The following is a 23,033-nucleotide window of genomic DNA, read 5'->3' as shown; positions in this document are numbered from 1 at the left end:
TTCAGGGTCGCTGTGTGGAAACGATTTTCAGGGAATTCTGTTGCTGTGCCAGCCACGCCTGCACGAAATCGGCGATGGCGTGTGGGTCGTTCAGGTCAAGTTGCGGTAGTGTTGTCGGTGCAGGGCCGTCGGTGGCAACGGCGATCACATGCGGGTCGGTCGTCGCCAGCAAGGGTTTGTGCAACGCAGGACGGAATATCTCGATCTTGGGGATAGGTTCCTGCTTGAAACCTTCGACCAGGATCAGGTCAACCAGCGCGGTGTCCATATGCGGCAGCAATTCGGCCAGCCGCAGGTCGTCCTCGCGGTCGCTGATGCGCGACATCTCGGTCATCAGCGCCCAGCGGCGACGCGATCCCAGCATGGTCTGCACCGCACCGGCTTCGCGGATGCGGTAACTGTCCTTGCCCGGGTGGTCGATGTCGAAAGTGTGGTGCGCGTGTTTGATCACGGAAAGATTCAACCCGCGCGCGGTCAGTACCGGAATCAGGCTCGTCAGCAGTGTGGTCTTGCCGATGCCGCTGCCGTAAGCGCAAAAGCCGAGCAGCGGCACATCGCAGGTAATCATTGCAGACAAGACAATTCCTCGGGCGTGTTGATGTTGGCGAAAGCCTGTTCTTCATCGTCGAATGCCACTTCGACGGTGCGCACGCCGGCATACCAGAAGTCGATCTTGCGCCCGCCGCTTTCCAGGAATTGTGTCAGGTTGGGCAGCAGCGCCTTGCGGCACAGGCAGAATACCGGATGCGGCTGGTTGCCGGTTTTTGCGACGGCGAGATCGGCGTCATTCTGCTGCAGGGCTTGTAGCAGACGTGCTATCAGGTCGGCGGGAAGGAAAGGGGAGTCGCAGGGAACTGTTGCGACCAGCTCGGTGGTAGCCGCGGTCATGCCGCAGTGCAATCCGGCCAGCGGTCCGGCGAAACCACCGATGGCGTCGGATACGACGGGATAGCCGAATTTGGCGTAGGTGTCGGTTTCGCGATTGGCGTTGACCAGGATTTCATCGACCTGCGGGCGCAGGCGCTCCAGCACATGCGCCACGAGCGGCTTGCCCTGGAAAGGTACCAGGCCTTTATCCACGCCGCCCATGCGCCGGCCCATGCCGCCGGCAAGTACGATGCCTGTCACTTTCATGCTGTTGTCTCGATTTCCGCGTGGCGGAAGCGCTCTGCTCCGGTGAACAACAGAAAATGCCGGCCCTGCGCGCGGCCCAGCATGGTGATGCCCACCTTCTGCGCGATTTCCCAGCCCATGCGGGTGAGGCCGGAACGCGACACCAGGAAAGGTACGCCCATCTGCGCGGCCTTGATCACCATTTCGCTGGTGAGCCGTCCGGTGGTGTAGAAAATCTTGTCGTGACCGTCGATTCCGTCCAGCCACATCATGCCGGCAATCGCATCCACGGCGTTATGGCGGCCCACGTCCTCGACGTAATAGAGGATTTCCGGCCCCTTGGCGAGCGCGCAACCGTGCAAGGCGCCGGCTTTCTTGTACAGGCTGTCGTAATGACGCACGTTTTCCAGCAGGGCTTGCAGCGTTTCCTCGGTCAGTTCGGCGTCAGGCGGCAGCTTGATATGGTCGATCTCCTCCATCAAATCGCCGAATACCGTGCCTTGCCCGCAACCCGTCGTGACGGTGCGCTTGCTCAGGCGTTTTTCAATGTTCTTGATGCCGTGGCGGGTGGTGACCGCGACTGCCTCGGTTTCCCAGTCGACTTGCACGCTGGCGATGGACTCGATATCCGGCAGCAGCCGCTGGTTGCGCAGATAGCCAATGGCAAGGGCTTCCGGTGCGGCGCCCAGTGTCATCAGGGTCACGATTTCGCGCTTGTCGAGATAGAGCGTCAGCGGGCCTTCGCCGGCGATTTCGGTTTCAAGCGTTTCGCCGTGCTCGTTGACGGCCGGCACCATGAAGGTGAGCGGCCGGCTGGCGTGGGTGATTTCAGGACGAAGCCGGGACACGATCAACCGCCGGTAACGGACATGAAGCGTACTACTGCGGGTTCCGCGCGGCGCAGATCGAAATCATGACCCTTGGGTTTGATCTTCATCGCGTTGACGATCGCCTCTCTGATCGGTGCGTCGTCGTTCGGGTATTCGCGCAGCAAAGGCATCAAGTCGACGACGTCCTCTTGCCCCAGACACAAGAAAAGCTCGCCCTTGCAGGTGATGCGCACGCGGTTGCAGGATTCGCAGAAGTTATGGCTGTGCGGCGAAATAAAGCCGACGCGCGTTTCCGTGTCGGGTATGCGCCAGTAGCGGGCAGGGCCTCCGGTGGTTTCGGCGCTGCTGACGAGTCGGAAATGCTGCTGTAATACGCCCAGCGTTTCGTCGCTGGTAACGCAGCTCGATTCGCGGTTATGGTCGACCTGGCCCAATGGCATTTCTTCGATAAACGCGATATCGATGCCCTTATCGACGGCAAATTGCGTCAGCGCGACGGCTTCATCGTCATTGAAGCCGCGCATCAACACGCTGTTGAGGCGGATGCGTGCTATCCCGGCTGCCTTGGCGGCATCGATGCCGCGCAGTACTTTGTTGATATCGCCGACGCGCGTGATCTTGCGGAAGCGTTCGGCATCGAGGCTGTCCAGGCTGATGTTGATGCGGCTGACGCCTGCCTCTTTCAGCGGCAGCGCCTGATGATCGAGTTGCGAGCCGTTGGTGGTGAGTACCAGTTCGCGCAACCCCGGCAGCTTGCCGACTTGCTCGAACAGCCACAGTGCATTCTTGCGCACCAGCGGTTCGCCGCCGGTAATGCGCACCTTTTGTACGCCCAGGCCGACAAATACGCGCACCAGGCGCTCGCATTCTTCAAGGGTGAGCACTTCCTCACGCGGGAGAAAAGTCATGTCTTCGCCCATGCAGTAGACGCAACGGAAGTCGCAGCGGTCGGTAATCGACAGCCGGATGTAGTCCACGCGCCGACCGAACTGGTCGATCAGCTCTGCGGGTGAGGAGTCTTGAGGCGCCATGTTTCCTGCGATGACTGTGGAAGGTGAACCCTGCATTTTAGGAGTTTCCATTCTGCCGGACAACGACAAAACCGAATGAGATCAATACCTGACAATAATACTCGGAAAAGCGCCCGGGCAAAATAGGTACAATACCGGCGTGAGCTCACGATTATTGAAAATTCGCATTCCTTACGGCAAGGAATCAGCCATGGGGCCGGGCAAGGCCGATCTGCTGGAAGCCATCGACCGCGTGGGTTCGATTTCCGCTGGTGCACGCGAAATGGGCATGTCCTACAAGCGTGCCTGGGATCTGGTCGACACCATGAATCGCTGTTTCAAGCAGCCGCTTGTTGCCACCGCTACCGGCGGCAGCCATGGCGGTGGTGCGCATGTCACCGAGTTCGGTCATGACGTATTGCGCCGTTACCGCGCAATGGAATGCAAGGCGAATGATTGCGTTTCCGCCGAACTGCATGAGCTGATAAGCCTGCTGTCGCCATTCGGCGAGGATTAGGCTTTTAAACTCAGCACGTTCATTGACATTCTTCGTTATATTTCATTAAATGTAGCGATCCGCTATTTCCAGTTGTATATCTCGCAATTCCGAATTCATTTCGAAAGTCTCAAGGGAGAAGTCATGCATAAATCATTCACAACTAACAAGCGCCGCCTGGCTGTGCTTGTGCTGGCCGCCATGGCGCCTGGCGCCTATGCGGACGACGCGTCGCCTGATCGCATCAAGCAGCTTGAAGCCATGATGCAGCAAATGCAGCAGCAGCGCGCCGAACAGGACAAGCAGATGCAGGTGATGGCCGAAGAACTCAAGGCCATGCAGCAACAGATGGCGCAAGGCAAGGAAGAGCGCGTCAAGGAAAAGGGCAAGAGCGAGGGCAGTCCGGTGTATGCCGCATTCAAGGACGGCCTGACATTCGAGGACGGCAGCGGTAACTGGAAATTGCAGATCAATGGCCGTGTGCAGGCGGATTATCGGACATTTGACCCCAGCGAATGGAAGGACGACGTCTTTTCCATCCGCCGCGCGCGTTTTGGCGGTACGTTCAGCTTCCTCAAGGATTTCGCGGTGCGCGTAGAGGGTGAATATGCCAACGATAATACGGGGGCGAAATCGACGACGGCGCTGACATACGCTTATCTTGACTACAACCGCTGGAAAGGCGCCAAGATTCGTGCTGGCCAATTCAAGCCATTCTTTGGCCTGGAGCGCGCCTATAGCACCAACTTTATCGATTTTGCCGAATTGTCGCTTGCGACCAACAATGGCAGCATTTTCACCTCGACCTATGATCGCGGCGTCATGGTGCATGGCGATCCACTGCCCTGGCTCAACTACAACGCCTATGTCGTGAATGGCACGGGCCAGAACAACGATGACAAGAACGATGGCAAGGATGTTGGGATGCGCGTCAATGCCAACTTTGCATCGCTGGCCGAAATCAAGAAGGCGGTCATTCATGTCGGTGCTTCCGCCAGCAAAGGGGATATCGGCAAGACCTCGTTGACTCAATCGACGGAAGGCAACGGTACCCAATTCTTCAATGTGACTGGTCTTGACGAGCGTGCCGACCGTGACCGCTGGGGTGTGGAAAGTGCTCTGGCCTATGGCCCTGTCAAACTGCAGGCGGAATACATCGATGCCAATTTCGAGGGCGTGAAGAGCGGGACTGCATTCGATCGTGACATCACCGCGTGGTATGCCGACATCAATTGGCTGGTTACCGGCGAATCATGGGCCGATGCTTACAAGAGCGGGGTGTTCGGACGCGTCAAGCCGAAACAGAATTTTGACAACAAGAGCGGCTGGGGCGCTTTTGAGCTTGGTCTGCGTTACAGCAACTTCGACGGTTCCGAGTTCCGTAGCCTGCTCGCAACCCCTGCTGGCTCTACTGCCAGCGAAGCGGAAGCCTGGACTTTGGGTGCCAAGTGGATACTCAATCCGAACGCGCGCTTGGTGCTGAACTATATCCAAACCGAGTTTGATGAGCCGGCCGAACTCACGATCAACGGCAAGACTGACGATCGCGAGAAGACCATCCTGCTGCGTGCGCAATACGACTTCTAATGGGAGGCAACATGAATCGGCTCTATAAAATTCTGCTGGCCCTGACGCTTGCCTTCACAATTGTAAGCGGACAGGCGGCCGATAAGCAGGTCATTCGTCTCGCCACCACGACCAGCACTGCCTCTTCCGGTCTGCTGGACGCAATCCTGCCCAAGTTAGAAACCAAGTGCAGTTGCAAGGTGCATGTGATCGCCGTAGGCACCGGCAAGGCGCTCAAACTGGGCGAAGATGGCAACGTCGATGCGGTACTGGTGCATGCACGCCCCTCCGAAGATGCCTTTGTCGCGGCAGGGCATGGCATTGACCGTCGCGACGTGATGTACAACGACTTTGTATTGATCGGCCCCAACAACGATCCGGCGAAAATCAAGGGCGAAAAAGACGTGCTGGTTGCGATGAGGAAAATTGCCGATGCGAAATGGAAGTTCGTTTCGCGCGGCGACGATTCCGGCACCGACCAGATGGAAAAGGGGTATTGGAAGGCGCTGGATATCAAGCCGGCTGGCCAGCGCTGGTACTTTTCCGCCGGTCAGGGCATGGGCGAGGTACTGATGATGGCAGGCGAGATGCGTGCGTACACGCTGACCGACCGCGGCACTTATATCAGCTTCCAGGACAAGGTCGGCCTGCCGGTGCTGATGCAAGGCGACGCCCGCATGTTCAACCCTTACGGTATCATTGCGGTCAATCCCAAGAAATACCCGAAAACCAACTATCAGGGTGCGACAGAGCTGATCAACTGGATTACCTCACCGGAAGGCCAGAAGCTGATCGGCGATTTCAAGGTTGGCGGCGAGCAGTTGTTCATCCCTTCGGCCAATTAACCCCTTAACCAGATGAAACCATGAGCCTTTCCGAAGCCGCGCTCCAGGCATTACGCATGCTTTGGGAGGGCGATGCCACCTTGTGGGGCATCGTTTTTGTTTCATTGCGTGTCTGCTTTTTCTCGCTGCTGCTGGCGACCCCGCCGGCGGTGGCGTTGGCATTTCTTCTCGCCAATTTTTCCTTCCCGGGCCGCCGTGTACTGATCGTGCTGGTGCAGACATTGCTGGCATTGCCGACGGTAGTCGTCGGGCTTGTCATGTATTTCATGCTGACCCGGAATGGCCCGCTGGGTGAGCATGAGTTGTTATTCACTCAAGGGGGCATGATCCTCGGCCAGGCCGTGCTCGCTTTCCCCATACTTGCGGCAATGACGCTTTCTGCGGTGCAAGGTGCAGATGCGCGAGTCGCTGAGACGGCGAGAACGCTGGGAGCAGGGCGGGTGCGAGTCGCCTGGACGCAGATGCTGGAAGTCAGGTTTGCGGTGATGGCGGCTGTGGTTACCGGTTTTGGACGCGTCATTTCCGAAGTCGGCTGCGCGATGATGGTGGGCGGCAATATTGCCGGCGTGACGCGCAACATCACTACTGCCATTGCGCTGGAAACCAGCAAGGGTGAATTCGCGCAGGGGATCGCGCTCGGTATCGTGCTGGTCGTGATTGCCTTGGTCACCAATGCCGGTATGGCGCTGCTGCAAGGCAAGGGTGGATTGAAATGAATCTGCTGAATGTGCAGGGGTTGCGCAAGTCTTTCGGCGAACGACTGTTGTTCGATATCCCGCAGTTGATGCTTGATCGCGGCAAAAGCTATATCGTCACGGGTTCAAATGGCGCTGGCAAGACGACACTGCTTCGTATCCTTGCCGGCCTGGAGCAAGCCGATATGTCGAGTTATGTGTTCGATGGCCGGAAACTCGGGCCGCCGGAAATCGTCACGCTGGCACCTGCGATTATTTACATGCATCAACACCCTTATTTGTTCCATAGCAGCGTCGCCGCCAATATCGCCTACGGGCTGAAAGGCCAGGGTTTGTCCAAGGCTGAAATTGTGCGGCGCATAGAAGCGGAAATGGCATGGGCCGGACTGGAGACAGTGGCAAAAGTGCCACCGTCGCGGCTTTCCGGAGGCGAGAAACAACGTGTGGCGCTGGCTCGGGCGCGCGTGCTCAAGCCGCGGCTTTTGCTTCTGGACGAGCCGACGGCCAATCTGGATTTGTCGGCCCGGCGCCAGGTTGTCGAGCTGATCGCCCATATGGGCGATGAAGATAATTGCGTGCTGGTGGCAACGCATGACCGAGAGCTGATCGACCAGTCATGGTCGGCCCGATATACGCTGGCAAATTCGGAGTTGCAACCGCTGTAAATCAGCGGATGGAAGCCTTGAACTGATACAGGCGAAAACTCTCGCGACGGTCGCTCGGGCGTTTACCTTGCCAGATGAGTTCCCAGTCCGGTCCGGGTTCGATCTTGTCACGGCGGCGTTCATCCTGGATCAGGTAAAGATCGCAATCGAGGCGCTGGACGTTCTCGAAACGCTGAGCTTGAATTCCGGTGTAATAGTGCAGCATCGATAACTGGAATTCGCCGACATTGCGACTCGTGACGCAGGCAAACTCAGCCGGAAGTGCCTTTTGCATTTCGATATACACGCGGTCATAGCTCTTGGCCGCATCCAGCCAGGGCAGCCACAGCGTCATCAGCAGCCCCCAAACCATCGTGATACCGATTGCCCAGTCGGTGACGGCCGCGCGATTGGAGCGTTTGTTGTGGAATACCGTCACCATCCAGACCACCGTAATAACAACCGCGGCGATGAACGCCAGCCAGTCGAAATGTGGCACATAGGCTTCGGAAAGCTTGTGCATGCGCGCCGCCAACCGTGCGGGTATCCCGCTCATCATCGCGAACCAGCCCAGCCAGATCAGGAAGCCGAACATGCCGAACAGCATGATGCCAAACCAGTCCAGCGCGCTGGCTGCGCCGCGCCAGAGCTTGTCTATGGCCGCGCCGCCCATGATTGCCAGCGGCAATAGCAGCGGCAAGGCCAGCACATCGCGGCTCTCCGAATTCAAGCCAAGCAGGATGAGCGCCATCGTGAAAAACACCAGGGTGAGCTGGATTTGCGGGCGTTGCAGCAGGTGGCTGCGGAAATGCCACAATGACCAGACTGCCAGCGGCAGTGCCGGCCAGGAAAACCAGAGCAGTAATTCGCCGAAATAAAGCACATTGTTGCTATCGAACGCATGCCGTTCGGAAAGCAGCCAGTCCTGCAGCATATCGGGCGAACTTTGCAGCATGGGGACGAGCCAGAGAGCCATCCATGGCAGCGCAATGGCCACACCCGTCGGCAAGCTGACTAGATAGGGCCGAATGCGCCAACTGCGGAACAGGAGGGGAAGCAGGATGGCGGTACCCAGAATGATGGCAACCGCGATCAATCCGACGGAAAGAAAAGCGATGCCTATGCCGCTGCCGATCAGCGGAGCTGCGCGCCAAGGCCGTCGCCGCGTCAACGCCAGCCCGTAGAATGCCATCGCATAACCGGTCAGCCCGGCCACCTCGGGCGACAGCAGGTGTGCCGAAAAGAACAGGCCGATCGAGCTAAGGAAGATGAATGTCGTCTGGCGTCCGGCGCCTTTGCCCCACATTTCGCGTCCGCTCATGCCGATCAGCAGCAAGGTGAGCGCCATCCACACGCCGGTAATAAGACGTGCGCCATCATGCAAGGGCAACCACGAAGAGAAAATCCTGGCGCTGAAGGCGGCGCTCAAGTAGTAGAGCGGAGGGTATTCGAGTTTTGGCTGACCCGCGATGAAAGGTACCAGCCAGTCACCGCCCTCAAGTAGATGTCTAACCGCGCTGAGGGTCTGTCCTTCATCGGGTTTCCAGGGATGGTGCCCGATCAGGCCGACGGCCAGCCAGATAAAGCACAGCAGCAACAGCAGATTGGTTTTGGCGCTTTCGCCTATGCTGGGCTTGGGCGTTGCAAGACTCGCCTGCCAGTCGTGTTCGAATTCAAACGCCATGTTTCGGCCGTCATTCCGTCATTAGGATGGATATTTTACGGCAAGCGCCAAACAAAAAGGCAGCCGAAGCTGCCTTTCGTTTTGTCGGCCCAAGCCAACAATAATTACATGCCGTACTTTTGACGGAATTTTTCCACGCGACCGGCGGTGTCCATGATCTTTTGCTTGCCGGTGTAGAACGGATGGCATTGCGAACATACTTCGATGTTCAGGTTCTTACCGTTGGTGGAGCGGGTCTGGAACTTGTTGCCGCAACTGCAGGTTACGGTAATTTCGTTGTAATCCGGATGAATGTCGGCTTTCATTCTGATGTCCTTAGCTTGGTGCTGTCGCAAGAAAGCTGGCGATTATCCAGCATATTCAAATATTTTTCAACTATCCGCGACGCATCGCGTCGAAGAACTCGGCATTGTTCTTGGTGGACTTGATTTTGTCGAGCAGAAACTCCATCGCTTCGAGGTCGTCCATCGGGTACAGCAGCTTGCGCAGCACCCAGATTTTTTGCAGGATGTCCTTCTCGATCAGCAGTTCTTCGCGGCGGGTGCCGGACTTGTTGACGTTGATCGCGGGGTACTGGCGTTTCTCGGCCATGCGGCGGTCGAGATGAATTTCCATATTGCCGGTGCCTTTGAATTCTTCATAGATCACGTCGTCCATGCGCGAGCCGGTATCGACCAGTGCCGTGGCGATGATGGTCAGCGAGCCGCCTTCCTCGATGTTGCGCGCGGCACCGAAGAAACGTTTCGGGCGCTGCAGCGCGTTGGCGTCGACGCCGCCGGTCAGCACCTTGCCGGAGGATGGCACCACGGTGTTGTAGGCGCGCGCGAGACGGGTGATGGAATCGAGCAGGATCACCACGTCCTTCTTGTGCTCGACCAGGCGCTTGGCTTTTTCCAGCACCATTTCCGCGACCTGTACGTGGCGGGTGGCCGGTTCGTCGAAGGTCGAGGCGACCACTTCGCCCTTTACCGAGCGGGTCATTTCCGTCACTTCTTCCGGGCGTTCGTCGATCAGCAGCACAATCAGCACAACATCGGGGTGGTTAGAGGTAATGGCATGTGCGATGTGCTGCATCATCACCGTCTTGCCGGATTTCGGACTGGCGACCAGCAGGGCGCGCTGGCCTTTGCCGATCGGAGCGATCATGTCGATCACACGACCGGTAATGTTTTCTTCGCCGCGAATTTCGCGTTCCAGCGTCAACGGCTTGGTCGGGAAGAGCGGTGTCAGGTTTTCGAACAGGATCTTGTGTTTGGTGTTCTCCGGCGGTTCACCGTTGACGGTATCGACCTTGACCAACGCGAAGTAGCGTTCGCCTTCCTTCGGGGTGCGGATTTCGCCGGTGATCGTGTCGCCGGTATGCAGGTTGAAGCGGCGAATCTGCGAAGGAGAAACGTAAATATCATCCGGCCCCGCCAGATACGAGCTGTCCGGTGCGCGCAGGAACCCGAATCCGTCTTGCAATACCTCCAGCGTCCCGTCGCCAAAAATGCTGTCGCCCTTCTTGGCCTTGTTTTTGAGCAGGGCGAAGATCAGGTCCTGCTTGCGCATGCGGCTGGCGCCCTCGACTTCGTTGGCAATAGCCATTTCGACGAGTTCGGTGACAGGTAGGTGTTTCAGGTCGGATAGGTGCATTATGCAAGGACTCGCTGGTAAATCTTGGAGAGCGGGGAAAAGAGGTAAGGCGGGTTAAGCGCCTGATTCCCACTGCTTTAGGGCAGTTTTGGACAGGAATCAGACGCCAGCGTATCGGCTTTAAATATTGCTGTCAATAAATGCTGTCAATTGGGATTTGGACAGTGCGCCCACCTTGGTTGCCTCAACGTTGCCATTCTTGAACAGCATCAGGGTCGGAATGCCGCGAATACCGTACTTGGGAGGGGTTTGCTGATTTTCATCGATGTTCAGCTTGGCGACCTTCAGCTTGCCAGAATATTCCTTGGCGACTTCGTCAAGGATGGGGGCGATCATCTTGCAGGGGCCGCACCACTCCGCCCAGTAGTCGACCAGCACGGGCACCTGGGATTGCAGGACTTCCTGCTCGAAGGCGTCATCGCTAATATGCACAATATGTTCGCTCATGTTGAACCTCGTTGATTTGATTCTGTGTGGTTAAGGCGTTCAGCGGTTTTGGGAAACCAATATTGAAGCAGCCGAAAAAGGCATTCCCGCTATCCTAGCGAAAAAACCTGCCTAAGTGAAGTCTCTTCAAGCAATCCTGAATGGTAAACTCTTCTCGCCATTTTTAAACAGATGCCATGATATGAATCGACTCCGGAAAACCTGCAAATTGGCAGCTTATGCCTGCTTGCGCATGGCATTGCTACTGGGCTTGCTAATGCCGTGTGCATGGCCGGCCCAGGCCGCGGATGGCTTCTCGCTGAAGGACATGAGCGGAAAAACCCATACGTTGGCGGACTACAAGGGCAAATGGGTGCTGGTAAATTTCTGGGCGACCTGGTGTCCGCCTTGCCTGGAAGAAGTCCCGGACCTGATTGCCTTGCACGACAAACGCAAGAATCTGATCGTGATCGGCATTGCCATGGAGTATGAGACCGATAAGGAGGTGAGCGACTTTGTCGACGACAACCTGATTTCTTATCCTGTCGTACTCGGCGACGACAAGGTCGCCCGTCAGTTCGGCTCGGCAGACATCCTGCCGACCACTTATATCTACAATCCGCAAGGACAACTGGTCAAAATGCAGCGTGGCCTGATGACCCGTCAGCAAATGGAGCAGTTGACCGCAGGTCAATGATCTGCTGAGCTTATATGACTCAGACTGCTGGAGCCGGGATATCGTTTCCTTCGGCGTCCTTCATGTTCAGCTGGTTTTCTTCTGCGAAATGCATCAGTTGGGCAAACCCCTCCGGGTTTACGTCCTTCAGCTTCATATCCACCGCCAGGCAGCGTACGCCATTCAGCAGGCGCGGTTTCAGGTAGGGCGAATAGCGCAGTTTGCGATCCGGCCCGAAAGAGGCGTAGGTGCTGCACATGCGGTCCACCCAGTCGCTAGGGCGGAAAGGTTTGCCTGCGCGCGTCAGGCCTTCGATAATGATTTCGGTACTCATGGTTCGTAAAAGTTACTCAATCTGAATAACCGAATTATAGCAGTCTGTTATGGCTCGACGATGACGTATTCGAAGACTTTGACCACTTTCTCCACGCCATCGATACTGCGTGCGATATCAACAGCATCTTCGGCTTCCTGGCGGGTCACCATGCCCATCAGATAAACCACTGAAGCTTCCGTAACCACTTTTACGTAATTGGGCGGGAAGCGATTTTCCTTGTACATCTTGCCTTTGACCAGCGAGGTCAGGTAGCCGTCGCGGCTGCGGTCGGGCACTGTGCTGGCGAGGCCGATCTGCAATTCATTGGTGACGTTGCGGACATTGGCGATTTCCTTGGCGATGGATTCGGCCTGCTTCTTGGTCTCCTCATCCAGCGCTTCGCCGGTCAGCAATACGTTGCGATTGAAGCTGGTGACGTTGACATGAATCTTGTTGCGCAATTGTTTTTCGATTTCCGTGAGGGCTTTCCATTCGATGCCTTCATCATCCACGTAAGCGCCCGAGGTGCGGCGGTCAGCAGCGGCAAGTCCTCCCGCTGCTGCGCCTCCGGCAACAACGGGAACGCAAGCATTCAGGGCGGTAGTGAGCGAGACAGCCAGTAATATTAGTTTTAATAAGCGTGTCATTTATTCAACTCCTAGCAGAAGACAATCGATGGAATCGCACAGGCAGTGCAGTACAAGAAGATACATTTCCTGAACGCGGGCAGTATTTTCGTGGGGAACGCCGATATGAATATCCTGAGGGATTAAAAGTTCCATCAGACTGCCGCCGTCGCCGCCGCTGAATGCGACTACGTTCATGCCGCGCTCGTGCGCGGCGACTATGGCATCGAGTACGTTTTGCGAATTGCCGCTGGTACTCATCGCCAGCAGAATATCACCGGGCTGGCCCAATGCCATGATTTGTTTCGAGAATACCTGCGAGAAATTGGAGTCGTTGGCAATCGACGTCAATGTCGAGTTGTCCGCGGAAAGAGAAATGGTCGCCAGCCCGGGACGTTCCATGTCGAAACGATTCAGCATGCGTGCTGCAAAGTACTGCGCAAGTGCCGCCGATCCGCCATTACCGCAGGTGAGTACTTTCTTGTCGTTGAGAAGGGCCGCAACAATCATCGCGGCGGCCTCGGCAATTACCGGGGCGAGCAGGTCCGCGCTGACGAGCTTGAGCTGTGCGCTTTCCTCGAAATGGCCGACTATACGGGGTGTCAGGTTCATGGGTGATGTTCAGATCGCTTCGAAGGCGTTTTTAAGCCAGGTTAAGTTGTCATTCGACAGTGAGTTCAGCAGAACCGCATCAAAGCGGCACGGAGTTACGCCGTGCTGCATCAGGTAATGCTCCGCCGTACGCGTCAGTTTTTGTTGTTTGGCAGTAGTGATGCTTGCTCCGGCGCCGCCGAAAAAAGCATTGCTGCGGAGCCTGACTTCGACAAAAACGATTTCCTTGCCGTCGCGCATGATGAGGTCGATTTCACCGAAGCGGCAGCGGTAATTCGATTCGAGCAGTTTTAGCCCTTTTTGTTGCAGATAGGCGGCGGCTAACTTCTCGGCGGCATTGCCGGCAGTGCTCATGGGGCCTACTCCAGCGCTACTCCGTCGCCGCGGAACTGCGCCAGCGGCAATTCGCGCTGGATATGGTTGCCGTCCAGCATGATCGTGCCGGTAAGTCCGCGCAACTGCATTTTTTCGGCCGACTTTACGGCGAGCGCTGAAAGTATGTTCCAGGCATCGACCCCTACCGCGAACCAGCGCTGCGCATTTGGCGGCAGTTCGGAAGAGGATGCGCGATAAGCGGAATAACTCGGATCGTCAGGATTGAGCAGCCAAGGCATATCGACGAAGTGGATCGCGTTCAAAACGCTGTTATCCGGATTTGCAGGATTGCCGTCGTAGATATGCGAAAGCGCGAAAGTGGGAATCGCCTGATTCATGTACGGCCGTATCCAGCGCGCCTGTTCGGCATTCGCGGCCAGGAAAATCATGTCGGCGCGTTCGCTTGCGAGCTGGGTTTTGAAGCCCAGCAGGTTGGATTGTTCGTTGAATTCGACTTGCAGCACGACCAGGCCGCCTTGCTCCGTCCATTCCGAGGCGAAGGCCTGGGCCATGCGCTTGCCGAGCGGGGTGTTCGCCGCGGCAATCACGGCTGTTTGCATGCCTTGGGCGCGGGCGATTTTCGCCAGCTGCATGGCTTCTTCCTCCACTGGTAGCCCGAATTGAACCAGTTTGGCGGGGGTTGCGCTTTGCTCGTCGAGCACATTCAGTGCAATGGTGGGAACGCTGATGAGTTCCGGCTCCAGCAGTCCGGCGACTTCTCCGCGCGTCAATGGGCCAACGGCATATTGCGCACCTTCCGCGACGGCCTGGCGATAAATTGCGGCGATTTCATCCTTGCGGCCGTATGTCGTATAAATGGCGACTTCCGCCGGGCTGTTTGCCGCTTTCTGTGCTGCGATGAAGCCGCTGCGCACAGCTTCGGCGGCAAACGCAAAGGCGGGGGTGCCGATAGGCAGCAGCAGCGCCACCTTGCCGGTGAGCGTTTGTGCCAGGGCATTCGTCGATGCCGGCGCTGACTGCGCGCCCAGCGCGGCTTCGTCGGCCTGATGATCGGGGTAGGCTTGCCGCCATTGCGCAAGAGCGGTGCTTTGCTGTCCGGAGTGGGCAATGGCCAGCGCCAAGTCTATCCATCCTTGCACGGCGGTATCGGCGCTTTCGCCGCGTATCTCCAGTAGCGCGTTTTTGGGCAGGGCAATCAAGGAATCAATCAGTTGTTTTTGATTGGCAGCGCGGGTTTCGGGCGTTTGCAGATAGGCATCGGCTTGCGAGCGTTGTTCCACCGCGCGCAGCGTATTCCCCTGGTTTTCATAGGCTAGGGCCAGGGTTGCGTGTAAACTCGCAAGCGCCGCAGGCAGCAGGTTTTCCTCTGCCTGAAGCGGGATCAGCAGGCGCAGAACGGTGTCGTAATCCTGTCCGCCGGCGGCAATCTGCGCCTCAAGAATCTTGGCGTAGGGCGAAGCCGGGTTGATGCCGGCAAGCGCGACTTGCGCGCATGGCGTGTCGGCTTTTTTCAGGCATTCCAGCCCTGCGATATAGCGTTCCTCCGGCGACTTGAATACCTTGGTGGCCGACGGGAGTTTGGAAGAGGTTGCCGGGCCGGTGTCGGCGGCGTTTGCGCCGGGCACCAGCATGCAACAAAGGATCAGGAAGGCAATAAAACGTTGAGTCATAGCGGCACATTATATGTGGTAGCCACGCCAATTGGGAATTTGCAGGACATTACCCTGCGCGCTATCGAGGTATTTAAGATGGTGGATATCGTGGCGGCCGAGGATACGCGGCATAGCGCGCATCTGCTGACGCACCTGGGCATCAAGGCCAGGCTGGTAGCGGTGCACGAGCATAACGAGCGGCGTGCCGGCGAAAAAATTCTCGACGAATTGCGTGCCGGAAAATCGGTGGCACTGGTGTCGGATGCCGGCACGCCGGGCATCAGCGACCCCGGCGCCATACTGGTCGGGATGGCACGCGAAGCCGGGTTGAATGTGGTTCCATTGCCCGGCGCCTGCGCTGCCGTCACTGCGTTGTCCGCCGCGGGATTTGAGCAGCCGCATTTTCTCTTTTACGGTTTTTTGCCGGCTTCCGGCGCCCAACGCCGCAAGTCACTGGAAACGCTGCGCGATCAACCCGCTGCTTTGGTGTTCTATGAAGCTCCGCATCGGGTGATCGAAAGCGTGACGGACATGGCCGCGACTCTTGGCGAAGCGCGGAAAATCCTGATCGCGCGCGAATTGACCAAAACCTTTGAAACCCTGCATCGCTGCCCATTGGGAGAAGCAGCGGCGTGGCTGCTGGACGATCCCAACCGGCAGCGCGGCGAGTTCGTGCTGCTGGTTGAAGGTGCGCCCGATGCTCCGCAAGCCGAAGTGAGCGAAGACGCGCAGCGTGTGCTGCAATTATTGCTGAATGAATTGCCGCTCAAACAGGCGGTAAAATTGGCGGCTGACCTCACCGGCGCAAAAAAGAACGCGCTTTACCAACTGGCCCTGGAATTGAAATCCGTATGAATACCCTGACCATTACCCGCCCCGACGACTGGCATCTCCATTTACGCGATGGTGCGACGATGCGCGATGTGCTGCCGGATACCGCGCGCCAGTTTGCGCGCGCCATCGTGATGCCCAATCTGCGTCCTCCAGTGACGACGACCGCGATGGCTGTGGATTACCGCGCCCGCATCCTGGCAGCATTGCCGGATGGGCTGCATTTCGAGCCGCTGATGACGCTGTACCTGACTGATAATACCAGTGCAGAAGAAGTCGCCGCCGCCAAGGCCAGCGGCATCGTGCATGGCATCAAACTCTATCCCGCGGGCGCGACGACCAACTCCGATTCCGGCGTGACCGATCTCGCAAAATGCCGTACGGCGCTGGCCGCGATGGAAAAACATGGTGTGCCCCTGCTGGTGCATGCGGAGGTGACCGACGCCGACGTGGATGTATTCGACCGTGAAAAGGTCTTCATCGAGCGGCACATGATCCCGCTGACACGCGATTTCCCCGGTCTGAAAGTAGTGTTCGAGCACATCACCACGCGCGATGCCGCGGAGTTCGTCGCTACTGCGCCGGCCAATGTGGGCGCGACCATCACCGCGCATCATCTGCTGATGAACCGCAATGCCATGTTCAGCGGAGGCATCCGGCCGCATCATTATTGCCTCCCCATCCTGAAACGCGAAGAGCACCGCCAGGCGCTGGTCGCGGCCGCGATTTCCGGTAGCCCTAAATTTTTCCTGGGCACCGACAGCGCGCCGCACGCGAAATCCGCCAAAGAGACTGCTTGCGGCTGCGCCGGTATGTACACCGCGCATGCAGCTATCGAGTTGTATGCCGAAGCTTTCGAACTGGCTGGCGCGCTGGACAGGCTCGAAGCTTTTGCCAGCTTTAACGGCGCGGATTTCTATGGTTTGCCGCGCAATGCCGATCGCATCACGCTGGTGCGCGAAAGCTGGACGGTGCCGGAGTCGTTGCCATTCGGCGAGGATGTCCTGGTGCCGTTGCATGCCGGTCAGGCTATTGCCTGGAAACTGCAAGGCTAGAATGCCCGTTTTTACGATGCGGGATAACTCCTTAATTTTTAAGTTGATTCACCAAAATTAAGCGGTAAAATCGTTCCCTTTCGCGTATTTCTACAGGGAGTTTTTCCATGAGCGCACCGCGCATCCAGTCTTTTCAGCCGCCCACGCGCATCCTGCTGGGCCCAGGCCCTTCCGATGTCCATCAGCGCGTGCTCGATGCGATGGCCCGGACTACCGTCGGGCACCTCGACCCGAGTTTCGGTGAAATGATGGAAGAGATGAAGACACTGTTGCGCTACGCGTACCAGACCGAGAACGCGCTGACCTTCCCGGTTTCCGCGCCCGGCTCGGTGGGCATGGAGAGCTGCTTCGTCAATCTGGTGGAGCCGGGGGACAAGGTCATCGTATGCTCCAATGGCGTGTTCGGCCGCCGCATGGCTGAAAACGTGAAACGCACGCGCGGCGAACTGGTGCTGGTCGAAGACGCCTGGGGCAAGGCCGTCGATCCGCAAAAGCTGGAGGACGCGCTCAAGGCCAATCCCGATACGAAAATCGTCGCCTTCGTGCACGCCGAAACCTCTACCGGTGTCGAGTCCGATGCCAAGTTGCTGACCGAAATCGCTCATCGCTACGGTGCATTGGTGATTTGCGACGCCGTGACGTCGCTGGGCTGTATCCCGCTGATGGTAGACGCATGGGGCATCGACGCTATCTATTCAGGCAGCCAGAAGGGCTTGTCCTGCACGCCCGGTCTTTCGCCGGTCAGTTTCGGCGAGCGTGCGATTGCCAAGCTCAAGCAGCGCGCCACGCCGGTGCAAAGCTGGTTCATGGATCTCAATCTGGTGCTGGGCTACTGGTCTGAAGCCAAGCGTACCTATCACCATACCGCGCCGATCAATGCGCTTTATGGCCTGCACGAATCGCTGGTGATGCTGGCGGAAGAAGGGCTTGAATCCTCCTGGGCGCGCCATCGCCGCAACCATCTCGCCTTGCTGGCCGGTCTGGAAGCACTGGGCCTGGAACTGCTGGTCGAAGAAAAATCCCGCCTGCCGCAACTCAATGCCGTGGTGGTGCCGCAAGGCATCAGCGAACCGCAGGTGCGTGCGGACATGCTCAATCTGCACGGGATTGAAATCGGTACAGGCCTGGGCGATCTTGCCGGCAAGATCTTCCGTATCGGCCTGATGGGTAATAGCTCCACGCCAGAGAATGTGAAGATTTGCCTGACGGCGTTGGAGTCGGTGCTGGCGGCGCAAGGCCGGAAAGTCGATGCGGGCGCTGCGGTGCAAGCCGCCGAACGCTTATTGGCCGAGGAGGCTGGAGCCTAAGCTGGTAGAATAGTCGGCGAAGCTGGCCAGACAGTCGCCGCCTGTGCAAACAGGGGGAGGAAAGTCCGGGCTCCGCAGAGCAGGATGACGGCTAACGGCCGTACGCCGCGAGGCGAGGAATAGGGCCACAGAGACGAGTAAGCCGCGCTTCGGCGCGGTGGACGTGAAACGCGGTAACCTCCATCCGGAGCAAGACCAAATAGGGGAACAATGGCGTGGCTCGCGCTGTTCCCGGGTAGGTTGCTTGAGCCTGCGAGCAATCGCAGGCCTAGAGGAATGACTGTCCACGACAGAACCCGGCTTATCGGCCAGCTTCTTTTCTTAGCGTATTCTCACATCCCCGACTGTTCCGCCCAGGCCGATATTGGCCTGCATGCGGCGTGAAGGAATGGTCAGTTGGACGCTGACGTTGCCGGAAATGCGCTGGTCATCCCGGATATCGAGATTGCCCTGCGCGCGCGATTGCTGGCTCTCCAGCACCAAGTTGCGGTAGCGGTAGTTGCCGTTGCTCGATTGCAGGTTGCCGGTTAATGTGTCGAAGCGGGTGTTTTTTTCTCGATTGGCGGGCAGCATTGCGCTGGTGAGGTCCACTCCTCCGATCTTCCCGTCCTTTACGGTAAATCTGGCACTGATTTCCGCGACTTCAACCAGCTTGCCCGGATCGCCCGAAACGCTCGCGAACGATGCGGCGGCATCGAGTGTGCCCTCGAGGTTGGCGGCGCTGGCTGCGGCAGTCAGCGCCTGCGGCAGTCCGATATTTTCCGTTTTGAAACTACCCGAAGCTGTTGGGCGCCCGGCCCAGTCGATCATGCCTTTTGCCGTGAACGTTCCGCCATAGATTCGACCTTCGATTGTGTCGAAGCGCGCCTTGCTTCCTTCAATACTGCCTTCGGCATGGACGTCGTCGAATTTGAGGATGGTGTGCAGCGGAGGCTGCCAGTTGCTACCGTCCAGTGTGATTTTCCATGCGTCATTTTCCGGCTGGAGCTGCAAGGTCAGGCTGCGGTCGCTGGTGGTGAGGTCGGCAGCACCGAATTCGCCTGTAGGCAACAGATCGACACGTCCGTCGAAGGAGACTGGCGCAAGTCCCGGGGCCGTATAACCGATATTCTTGAGCGACACCCGAGCAATGCGCAATCTGTCCGTTTGTGCGGAAGTCCGGAACCACTGTTGCGCGCGGATGAGTTCTGGCATGGCGAGTGAGGTATCGGCGATTTCCAGGCTATCCACCGATTTTCGATCGTCGAACAGGGTCGCGAGCGCCAGCACTACTCGGACGGAAGCGATTTTCATTTCCGCATCCGTCCCAATGGTTACGCCGGATAGAACCAGCTGCGGTTTCGGGAAAAGCGATGCGCGCATATCGTTGAATTTGACGGGTTCGCCCAGACTTTCCGAGGCAATGTTCTGGATGGAACTTCCAAACGGGGCGAGGTTGACGAAGTGCAGGGCGACTACAATCAGGACAAGTGCCAGTGGCAGGTAGACGCTGACCGTTTTGACAACGGTTGCGAACCGTTTGCCGGAATCCGGAGCGTTGCGTTTTTTGGCGATTGCCGCAGCCCGCTTGCGGGCACGAATATCGGCCAGCTCTTGCGCCTTGCGCTCCGTTTTCTGCCTTGCCTTTTCTGCGGACAGGGCGCGTGCCTGCTCCTTTTCCTGGCGGCGTAATGCATCAACCTCGGCCTTGCGACGAGCTTCTTCTGCCTTTCTCGCCTGACGCTCTGCTTCCTCTCGCTCCTTGCGTTCGACTTCGGCCTTGCGTCTCGCTTCTTTTTCTTCCCTGGTTTCGCGTTCTGCGGCCTCGCGCGAAATACGTTCCGCTTCGAGTCGTGCGGCTCTTTCCTCATGGGCGCGAGCCTCGGCTTTGATCCGTGCCTCTTCCGCTTCGCGCGCCTGACGTTCGGCCGCTTCCCGGGCAGTGCGCTCGGCCTCCAGCTGTGCGGTTTTTTCCGCTTCGGCCCGGATGTCCGCTTCGGCTTTCAGCCTTGCCTCTTCCGCAGCCTGCGCTTGCCGTTCGGCTTCTTCGCGTGCCGCGCGTTCGGCTTCGGCCTCGCGGCGAGCCTCTTCTTTCTCCCGGGCCAGTTGTTCCGCTTCCAGACGGGCCGCCTTCTCTGCCAGTGCCCGCGTCTCCGCTTCGGCTTTATGTCGCGCTTCTTCCGCCTCGCGTGCCTGGCGCTCGGCAGTTTCACGGGCGATGCGCTCGGCCTCCAGCTGTGCGGTTTTTTCCGCTTCTGCCCGGGCATCCGCTTCGGCTTTCAGCCTTGCCTGTTCCGCGACCCGCGCCTGCCGTTCGGCTTCCTCGCGCGCCTGCCGTTCAGCTTCAAGGTGGGCCGCTTGTTCTGCCGCTGCGCGCGCTTCTGCTTCGGCCTTGAGCCGGAGTTCTTCTGCTGCGCGCGCCTCGCGTTCGGCGGCCTCGCGGGCGATGCGCTCGGCCTCCAGGCGCGCGGTTTTTTCCGCTTCAGCCTTGCGCAGGGCCTCGGCTTCCTCGTGTGCCTTGCGCTCTGCTGCTTTGCTAATCAGCCGTTCCGCTTCCATCAAGGCGGTTTTTTCCGCAAGCGCGCGAGCTTCCGCTTCGGTCTTGAGCCTGGCTTGTTCGGCTTCTCGCGCCTGTTTTTCTGCTGCCTCGCGAGCCATGCGCTCCGCTTTCAGGCGGGCAGCCATTTCGGCTTCTGCCCGGCGGCGTGCCTCCTCTGCCTGACGTTCCAACTCTGCACGAGCCAGTCGCTCGGCCTCCAGTCTGGCGGATTCTTCCGCTTTGCGATGTGCCTCTGCCTTTGCCCGAGCTTCGCGCTCGGCGTTATCGCGGGTTATTCTTTCGGCTTCGAGTCTTGCCGTCCTGTCGGCTTCGGCCTTGCGGTGCGCCTGTTCCTCCTCTTGGGCTTTCCGCTCTGCTTCCTCGCGCGCCAGGTCTGCTGTTGCGTCAATGTCGGCGATATGTTGTTCGTCTGTTTGGAAAAAATCTGCGGCGCTGACCTCTTCTACGACCATCGCCGTCTGGTAACCGGTGTTCTGTTCGTCCAGATCCCAGTTTTCCTCCTGGATTGCGCGGATGTATCCGTCTCTTTCGAGACGCGCAAGAATAAGCAGCAAATCCGTTTCGGAGAATTTATCCAGCTTTGCAAGAATGGCGGCGGCAGTGGTTTTGTCGTCGATCAGCGGAAGCACTTTCAGCGCCCCGGTCGGTAATCCCTTGGGCTTGGTGGAAAGCGCGCGCGTACCCTTGCCGGTTTTGCTATCAAGTTTTGAGGTCAGGTCCATACCGTAGGCAGTTTATGCTTATTTGCTAATTCAAAGAATTATTGACGCAAAAGTACGGTTTGTCCTGCTGCTGCCGACTCCAGGGCTGCATTGATGGTTCGGCAGTTCTCGCGTGCGTCGGCCAAGGTCAATAGCGGCGGTTTCCCGTTGAGCACGCAATCGCTGAAGTGCTCGATCTCCAGGTTGAAGTGATTGGCGACGGGCAGCTTTTCGGTGCAGGCCTGGCCATCGTCCGTCCACCACGAAACAAAAGGCACATCGCCCGGCAGTTGCCAGGCGGCGTGACATTTGACGCCGCCCTTGGTGCCGATGATGGTGTATTCGGACTGGCGCGAGCATTCGAAGCTGACGTCGAAGCGGGCATGCTTGCCGTCGCCGAAGTCGATGATGCCGCTGGTGGTGATATCCGCGCCGCTTTCGGCATATTTGGCGATGGCGGTCACGGCGCGCGGCGGGGTGTCGAACCAGAGCCGGGCCGAGTGGATGGCGTAAGGGCCGATATCCCACATCGCGCCGCCGCCCAGTGAAACATCCTGTGCCAGGCGGTACATGCGCGCCGGGCGCATCATGAAGGAATAGTGGGCGTGCACGGTGCGCACTTCACCGATCAGGCCGGAGGCGATGATTTCCTGGATGCGTGCGTGTTGCGGATGGAAGCGATACATGAAGCCTTCCATGGCGATCACGCCATGCTCTCTGGCGGCGGCCTCGATGGCGTCGATGTCTGCCACGGTAAGTGCCATCGGCTTTTCGATCAGAACGTGCTTGCCGTGACGGATGGCGCGCAGCGCCCATTCGGCGTGCTCGTTATTTGCCATCGGCAGATACACGGCTTCAACGCGAGTATCGGTCAGCAAGTCTTCCAGAGTTTCATGAGTGGTAACGCCCGTGAGTTGCGGTGCGTATTTCGCCAGCGTTTCGGCCGCGGCACCGGGACGTCGGCTGGCGATGGCGACGAGCTCGGAATTGTTGGCTTCGACAATGGCGGGAAGTAGTCTTTCGTTGACCCGGGCGGCGCCGAGTATGCCCCAGCGGAGGCGAGAATTGTTCGTCATTTTTGCAAATCCTGAAGCGCGACAGAAGGTGACGATTAAACCCTCGAAGTCTCGATGTGACAAGACGCAATTTTGAAATGTGGAAATAGCTCATTTGGATGGGGTTGTGCTAATTGAATGGGATGCGCTTCAGTTCTTACAACTTACTTTCAGATGATTTTCTATCTTATTGGTTTTAAAGGATAAAAATTTCTCAATCAAAATGACGTAACTCTTTGAAGCGAAAAGGAAAAATCACAAAAAAGGCCTTGCATGGGTCATTTTTTTTATCTATAGTGGGCGGCAGTGGAGGAATGTGGGTTTTTGTGGGGATTGCCGGTTGAAACTAAGGGCGATCGGCAATTCCCCCTCCTTGTTTTTTA

24 protein-coding genes and 1 other RNA gene are annotated in these 23,033 nt (G+C 58.0%); 10 read left to right on the top strand and 15 right to left on the bottom strand.

Translation table 11 applies throughout. The annotated features are described in order from the left end of the window. Window position 1: 1 nt before the first annotated feature. Genes mobB through moaA form a run of 4 tightly spaced genes read right to left on the bottom strand, consistent with a single transcriptional unit; the run spans window position 2 to window position 2,974 of the window. Window positions 2-568: a molybdopterin-guanine dinucleotide biosynthesis protein B gene (gene mobB / locus A7976_RS10320; protein WP_067111069.1), complete on the bottom strand. Its 567-nt coding sequence runs from the start codon at window positions 566-568 to the stop codon at window positions 2-4. Further along, on the bottom strand, window positions 565-1,134 hold the full coding sequence (gene mobA / locus A7976_RS10315; RefSeq protein ID WP_067111067.1) for a molybdenum cofactor guanylyltransferase MobA: 570 nt from the start codon (window positions 1,132-1,134) through the stop codon (window positions 565-567). The genes mobB and mobA overlap by 4 nt, the downstream gene beginning before the upstream one ends. Continuing rightward, window positions 1,131-1,961, bottom strand: a complete 831-nt coding sequence (locus A7976_RS10310) for a formate dehydrogenase accessory sulfurtransferase FdhD (protein WP_240483851.1) — start codon at window positions 1,959-1,961, stop codon at window positions 1,131-1,133. The genes mobA and A7976_RS10310 overlap by 4 nt, the downstream gene beginning before the upstream one ends. 2 nt (window positions 1,962-1,963) lie before the next feature. After that, window positions 1,964-2,974 carry a GTP 3',8-cyclase MoaA gene (gene moaA / locus A7976_RS10305; RefSeq protein WP_067111064.1) on the bottom strand — a complete coding sequence of 337 codons (1,011 nt, stop codon included), beginning with the start codon at window positions 2,972-2,974 and terminating at the stop codon, window positions 1,964-1,966. 139 nt (window positions 2,975-3,113) lie between these two features. Between moaA and A7976_RS10300 the strand changes: the two genes are divergently transcribed. The 5 genes from A7976_RS10300 to A7976_RS10280 all read left to right on the top strand — a co-directional run bounded on the left by A7976_RS10300 (window position 3,114) and on the right by A7976_RS10280 (window position 7,220). Further along, complete coding sequence (locus A7976_RS10300; RefSeq protein ID WP_067111061.1) at window positions 3,114-3,470, top strand: winged helix-turn-helix domain-containing protein; 357 nt, start codon at window positions 3,114-3,116, stop codon at window positions 3,468-3,470. Between the two features lie 123 nt (window positions 3,471-3,593). After that, window positions 3,594-5,036, top strand: coding sequence for an OprO/OprP family phosphate-selective porin (locus A7976_RS10295; RefSeq protein ID WP_082878084.1), 1,443 nt, complete (start codon window positions 3,594-3,596; stop codon window positions 5,034-5,036). A gap of 11 nt (window positions 5,037-5,047) precedes the next feature. Then, window positions 5,048-5,860, top strand: a complete 813-nt coding sequence (locus A7976_RS10290; protein ID WP_067111059.1) for a substrate-binding domain-containing protein — start codon at window positions 5,048-5,050, stop codon at window positions 5,858-5,860. Window positions 5,861-5,880: 20 nt separating this feature from the next. Then, complete coding sequence (locus A7976_RS10285) at window positions 5,881-6,576, top strand: ABC transporter permease (RefSeq protein WP_067111057.1); 696 nt, start codon at window positions 5,881-5,883, stop codon at window positions 6,574-6,576. Next, window positions 6,573-7,220 (top strand): energy-coupling factor ABC transporter ATP-binding protein, encoded by a 648-nt coding sequence (locus A7976_RS10280; protein ID WP_067111055.1) that lies wholly within the window; start codon window positions 6,573-6,575, stop codon window positions 7,218-7,220. The genes A7976_RS10285 and A7976_RS10280 overlap by 4 nt, the downstream gene beginning before the upstream one ends. A 1-nt stretch (window position 7,221) precedes the next feature. On the opposite strand, the gene A7976_RS10275 is transcribed toward A7976_RS10280, so the two are convergent. The 4 genes from A7976_RS10275 to trxA form a co-directional block, all read right to left on the bottom strand. After that, window positions 7,222-8,883: a glycosyltransferase family 39 protein gene (locus A7976_RS10275; protein WP_067111053.1), complete on the bottom strand. Its 1,662-nt coding sequence runs from the start codon at window positions 8,881-8,883 to the stop codon at window positions 7,222-7,224. 104 nt (window positions 8,884-8,987) lie between these two features. After that, window positions 8,988-9,188, bottom strand: coding sequence for a 50S ribosomal protein L31 (gene rpmE, locus A7976_RS10270; protein WP_067111051.1), 201 nt, complete (start codon window positions 9,186-9,188; stop codon window positions 8,988-8,990). 70 nt (window positions 9,189-9,258) lie between these two features. Then, window positions 9,259-10,518: a transcription termination factor Rho gene (gene rho, locus A7976_RS10265; RefSeq protein WP_067111048.1), complete on the bottom strand. Its 1,260-nt coding sequence runs from the start codon at window positions 10,516-10,518 to the stop codon at window positions 9,259-9,261. Between the two features lie 120 nt (window positions 10,519-10,638). Beyond that, entirely contained in the window at window positions 10,639-10,965 is a 327-nt protein-coding gene (gene trxA, locus A7976_RS10260) for a thioredoxin TrxA (protein ID WP_067111045.1), read from the bottom strand. Window positions 10,966-11,197: 232 nt separating this feature from the next. On the opposite strand from trxA, the gene A7976_RS10255 reads away from it, so the two are divergent. Beyond that, entirely contained in the window at window positions 11,198-11,641 is a 444-nt protein-coding gene (locus tag A7976_RS10255) for a TlpA disulfide reductase family protein (RefSeq protein WP_088178420.1), read from the top strand. A gap of 19 nt (window positions 11,642-11,660) precedes the next feature. Here A7976_RS10255 and A7976_RS10250 read toward each other — a convergent pair whose 3' ends face one another. Genes A7976_RS10250 through A7976_RS10230 form a run of 5 tightly spaced genes read right to left on the bottom strand, consistent with a single transcriptional unit; the run spans window position 11,661 to window position 15,180 of the window. Further along, window positions 11,661-11,954: a DUF3579 domain-containing protein gene (locus A7976_RS10250; RefSeq protein ID WP_067111041.1), complete on the bottom strand. Its 294-nt coding sequence runs from the start codon at window positions 11,952-11,954 to the stop codon at window positions 11,661-11,663. A gap of 47 nt (window positions 11,955-12,001) precedes the next feature. Next, complete coding sequence (locus A7976_RS10245) at window positions 12,002-12,583, bottom strand: BON domain-containing protein (protein ID WP_067111039.1); 582 nt, start codon at window positions 12,581-12,583, stop codon at window positions 12,002-12,004. Further along, the gene (locus A7976_RS10240) at window positions 12,584-13,174 is read right to left on the bottom strand and encodes a phosphoheptose isomerase (RefSeq protein WP_067111037.1); all 591 of its coding nucleotides are present in this window, start codon (window positions 13,172-13,174) and stop codon (window positions 12,584-12,586) included. It lies immediately after the preceding gene. A gap of 9 nt (window positions 13,175-13,183) precedes the next feature. After that, entirely contained in the window at window positions 13,184-13,528 is a 345-nt protein-coding gene (locus tag A7976_RS10235) for a YraN family protein (protein ID WP_067111034.1), read from the bottom strand. A gap of 5 nt (window positions 13,529-13,533) precedes the next feature. Then, a complete protein-coding gene (locus A7976_RS10230; RefSeq protein ID WP_082878083.1) occupies window positions 13,534-15,180 on the bottom strand; it encodes a penicillin-binding protein activator in 1,647 nt (548 codons plus the stop codon). Between A7976_RS10230 and rsmI the strand changes: the two genes are divergently transcribed. From rsmI to rnpB, 4 genes are all read left to right on the top strand, one after another. Continuing rightward, the gene (rsmI, locus tag A7976_RS10225) at window positions 15,172-16,017 is read left to right on the top strand and encodes a 16S rRNA (cytidine(1402)-2'-O)-methyltransferase (protein WP_067111031.1); all 846 of its coding nucleotides are present in this window, start codon (window positions 15,172-15,174) and stop codon (window positions 16,015-16,017) included. The genes A7976_RS10230 and rsmI overlap by 9 nt on opposite strands. After that, on the top strand, window positions 16,014-17,048 hold the full coding sequence (pyrC, locus tag A7976_RS10220; protein WP_067111029.1) for a dihydroorotase: 1,035 nt from the start codon (window positions 16,014-16,016) through the stop codon (window positions 17,046-17,048). The genes rsmI and pyrC overlap by 4 nt, the downstream gene beginning before the upstream one ends. 107 nt (window positions 17,049-17,155) lie before the next feature. Continuing rightward, window positions 17,156-18,355 (top strand): alanine--glyoxylate aminotransferase family protein, encoded by a 1,200-nt coding sequence (locus A7976_RS10215; RefSeq protein ID WP_067111026.1) that lies wholly within the window; start codon window positions 17,156-17,158, stop codon window positions 18,353-18,355. 18 nt (window positions 18,356-18,373) lie between these two features. Then, window positions 18,374-18,675, top strand: an RNA gene (rnpB, locus tag A7976_RS10210) — RNase P RNA component class A. 1 nt (window position 18,676) lies between these two features. Here rnpB and A7976_RS10205 read toward each other — a convergent pair. Together A7976_RS10205 and A7976_RS10200 are read right to left on the bottom strand one after the other, a co-directional pair. Then, window positions 18,677-21,616: an AsmA family protein gene (locus tag A7976_RS10205; protein ID WP_067111023.1), complete on the bottom strand. Its 2,940-nt coding sequence runs from the start codon at window positions 21,614-21,616 to the stop codon at window positions 18,677-18,679. Window positions 21,617-21,654: 38 nt separating this feature from the next. Continuing rightward, entirely contained in the window at window positions 21,655-22,671 is a 1,017-nt protein-coding gene (locus A7976_RS10200) for a Gfo/Idh/MocA family protein (protein WP_067111020.1), read from the bottom strand. Window positions 22,672-23,033: the final 362 nt, after the last annotated feature.

The sequence above is a fragment of the Methylobacillus sp. MM3 genome (assembly GCF_001645185.1).
Lineage (GTDB): Bacteria > Pseudomonadota > Gammaproteobacteria > Burkholderiales > Methylophilaceae > MM2.
The sequence above is the reverse complement of the archived record's forward strand: the minus strand, read 5'-3'. Positions and strand labels throughout refer to the sequence as shown.

Bases quoted from the DNA above. Each gene is read 5' to 3' on its own strand.
- A7976_RS10280 (WP_067111055.1), top strand. From the start codon at position 6,573: ATGAATCTGCTGAATGTGCAGGGGTTGCGCAAGTCTTTCGGCGAACGA.
- mobB (WP_067111069.1), bottom strand. From the start codon at position 568: ATGATTACCTGCGATGTGCCGCTGCTCGGCTTTTGCGCTTACGGCAGC.
- A7976_RS10245 (WP_067111039.1), bottom strand. From the start codon at position 12,583: ATGACACGCTTATTAAAACTAATATTACTGGCTGTCTCGCTCACTACC.
- mobA (WP_067111067.1), bottom strand. From the start codon at position 1,134: ATGAAAGTGACAGGCATCGTACTTGCCGGCGGCATGGGCCGGCGCATG.
- A7976_RS10285 (WP_067111057.1), top strand. From the start codon at position 5,881: ATGAGCCTTTCCGAAGCCGCGCTCCAGGCATTACGCATGCTTTGGGAG.
- A7976_RS10295 (WP_082878084.1), top strand. From the start codon at position 3,594: ATGCATAAATCATTCACAACTAACAAGCGCCGCCTGGCTGTGCTTGTG.
- A7976_RS10205 (WP_067111023.1), bottom strand. From the start codon at position 21,616: ATGGACCTGACCTCAAAACTTGATAGCAAAACCGGCAAGGGTACGCGC.
- A7976_RS10215 (WP_067111026.1), top strand. From the start codon at position 17,156: ATGAGCGCACCGCGCATCCAGTCTTTTCAGCCGCCCACGCGCATCCTG.
- A7976_RS10275 (WP_067111053.1), bottom strand. From the start codon at position 8,883: ATGGCGTTTGAATTCGAACACGACTGGCAGGCGAGTCTTGCAACGCCC.
- rho (WP_067111048.1), bottom strand. From the start codon at position 10,518: ATGCACCTATCCGACCTGAAACACCTACCTGTCACCGAACTCGTCGAA.
- A7976_RS10250 (WP_067111041.1), bottom strand. From the start codon at position 11,954: ATGAGTACCGAAATCATTATCGAAGGCCTGACGCGCGCAGGCAAACCT.
- rpmE (WP_067111051.1), bottom strand. From the start codon at position 9,188: ATGAAAGCCGACATTCATCCGGATTACAACGAAATTACCGTAACCTGC.
- pyrC (WP_067111029.1), top strand. From the start codon at position 16,014: ATGAATACCCTGACCATTACCCGCCCCGACGACTGGCATCTCCATTTA.
- A7976_RS10230 (WP_082878083.1), bottom strand. From the start codon at position 15,180: ATGACTCAACGTTTTATTGCCTTCCTGATCCTTTGTTGCATGCTGGTG.
- trxA (WP_067111045.1), bottom strand. From the start codon at position 10,965: ATGAGCGAACATATTGTGCATATTAGCGATGACGCCTTCGAGCAGGAA.
- moaA (WP_067111064.1), bottom strand. From the start codon at position 2,974: ATGGCGCCTCAAGACTCCTCACCCGCAGAGCTGATCGACCAGTTCGGT.
- A7976_RS10200 (WP_067111020.1), bottom strand. From the start codon at position 22,671: ATGACGAACAATTCTCGCCTCCGCTGGGGCATACTCGGCGCCGCCCGG.
- A7976_RS10290 (WP_067111059.1), top strand. From the start codon at position 5,048: ATGAATCGGCTCTATAAAATTCTGCTGGCCCTGACGCTTGCCTTCACA.
- A7976_RS10235 (WP_067111034.1), bottom strand. From the start codon at position 13,528: ATGAGCACTGCCGGCAATGCCGCCGAGAAGTTAGCCGCCGCCTATCTG.
- A7976_RS10240 (WP_067111037.1), bottom strand. From the start codon at position 13,174: ATGAACCTGACACCCCGTATAGTCGGCCATTTCGAGGAAAGCGCACAG.
- A7976_RS10255 (WP_088178420.1), top strand. From the start codon at position 11,198: ATGGCATTGCTACTGGGCTTGCTAATGCCGTGTGCATGGCCGGCCCAG.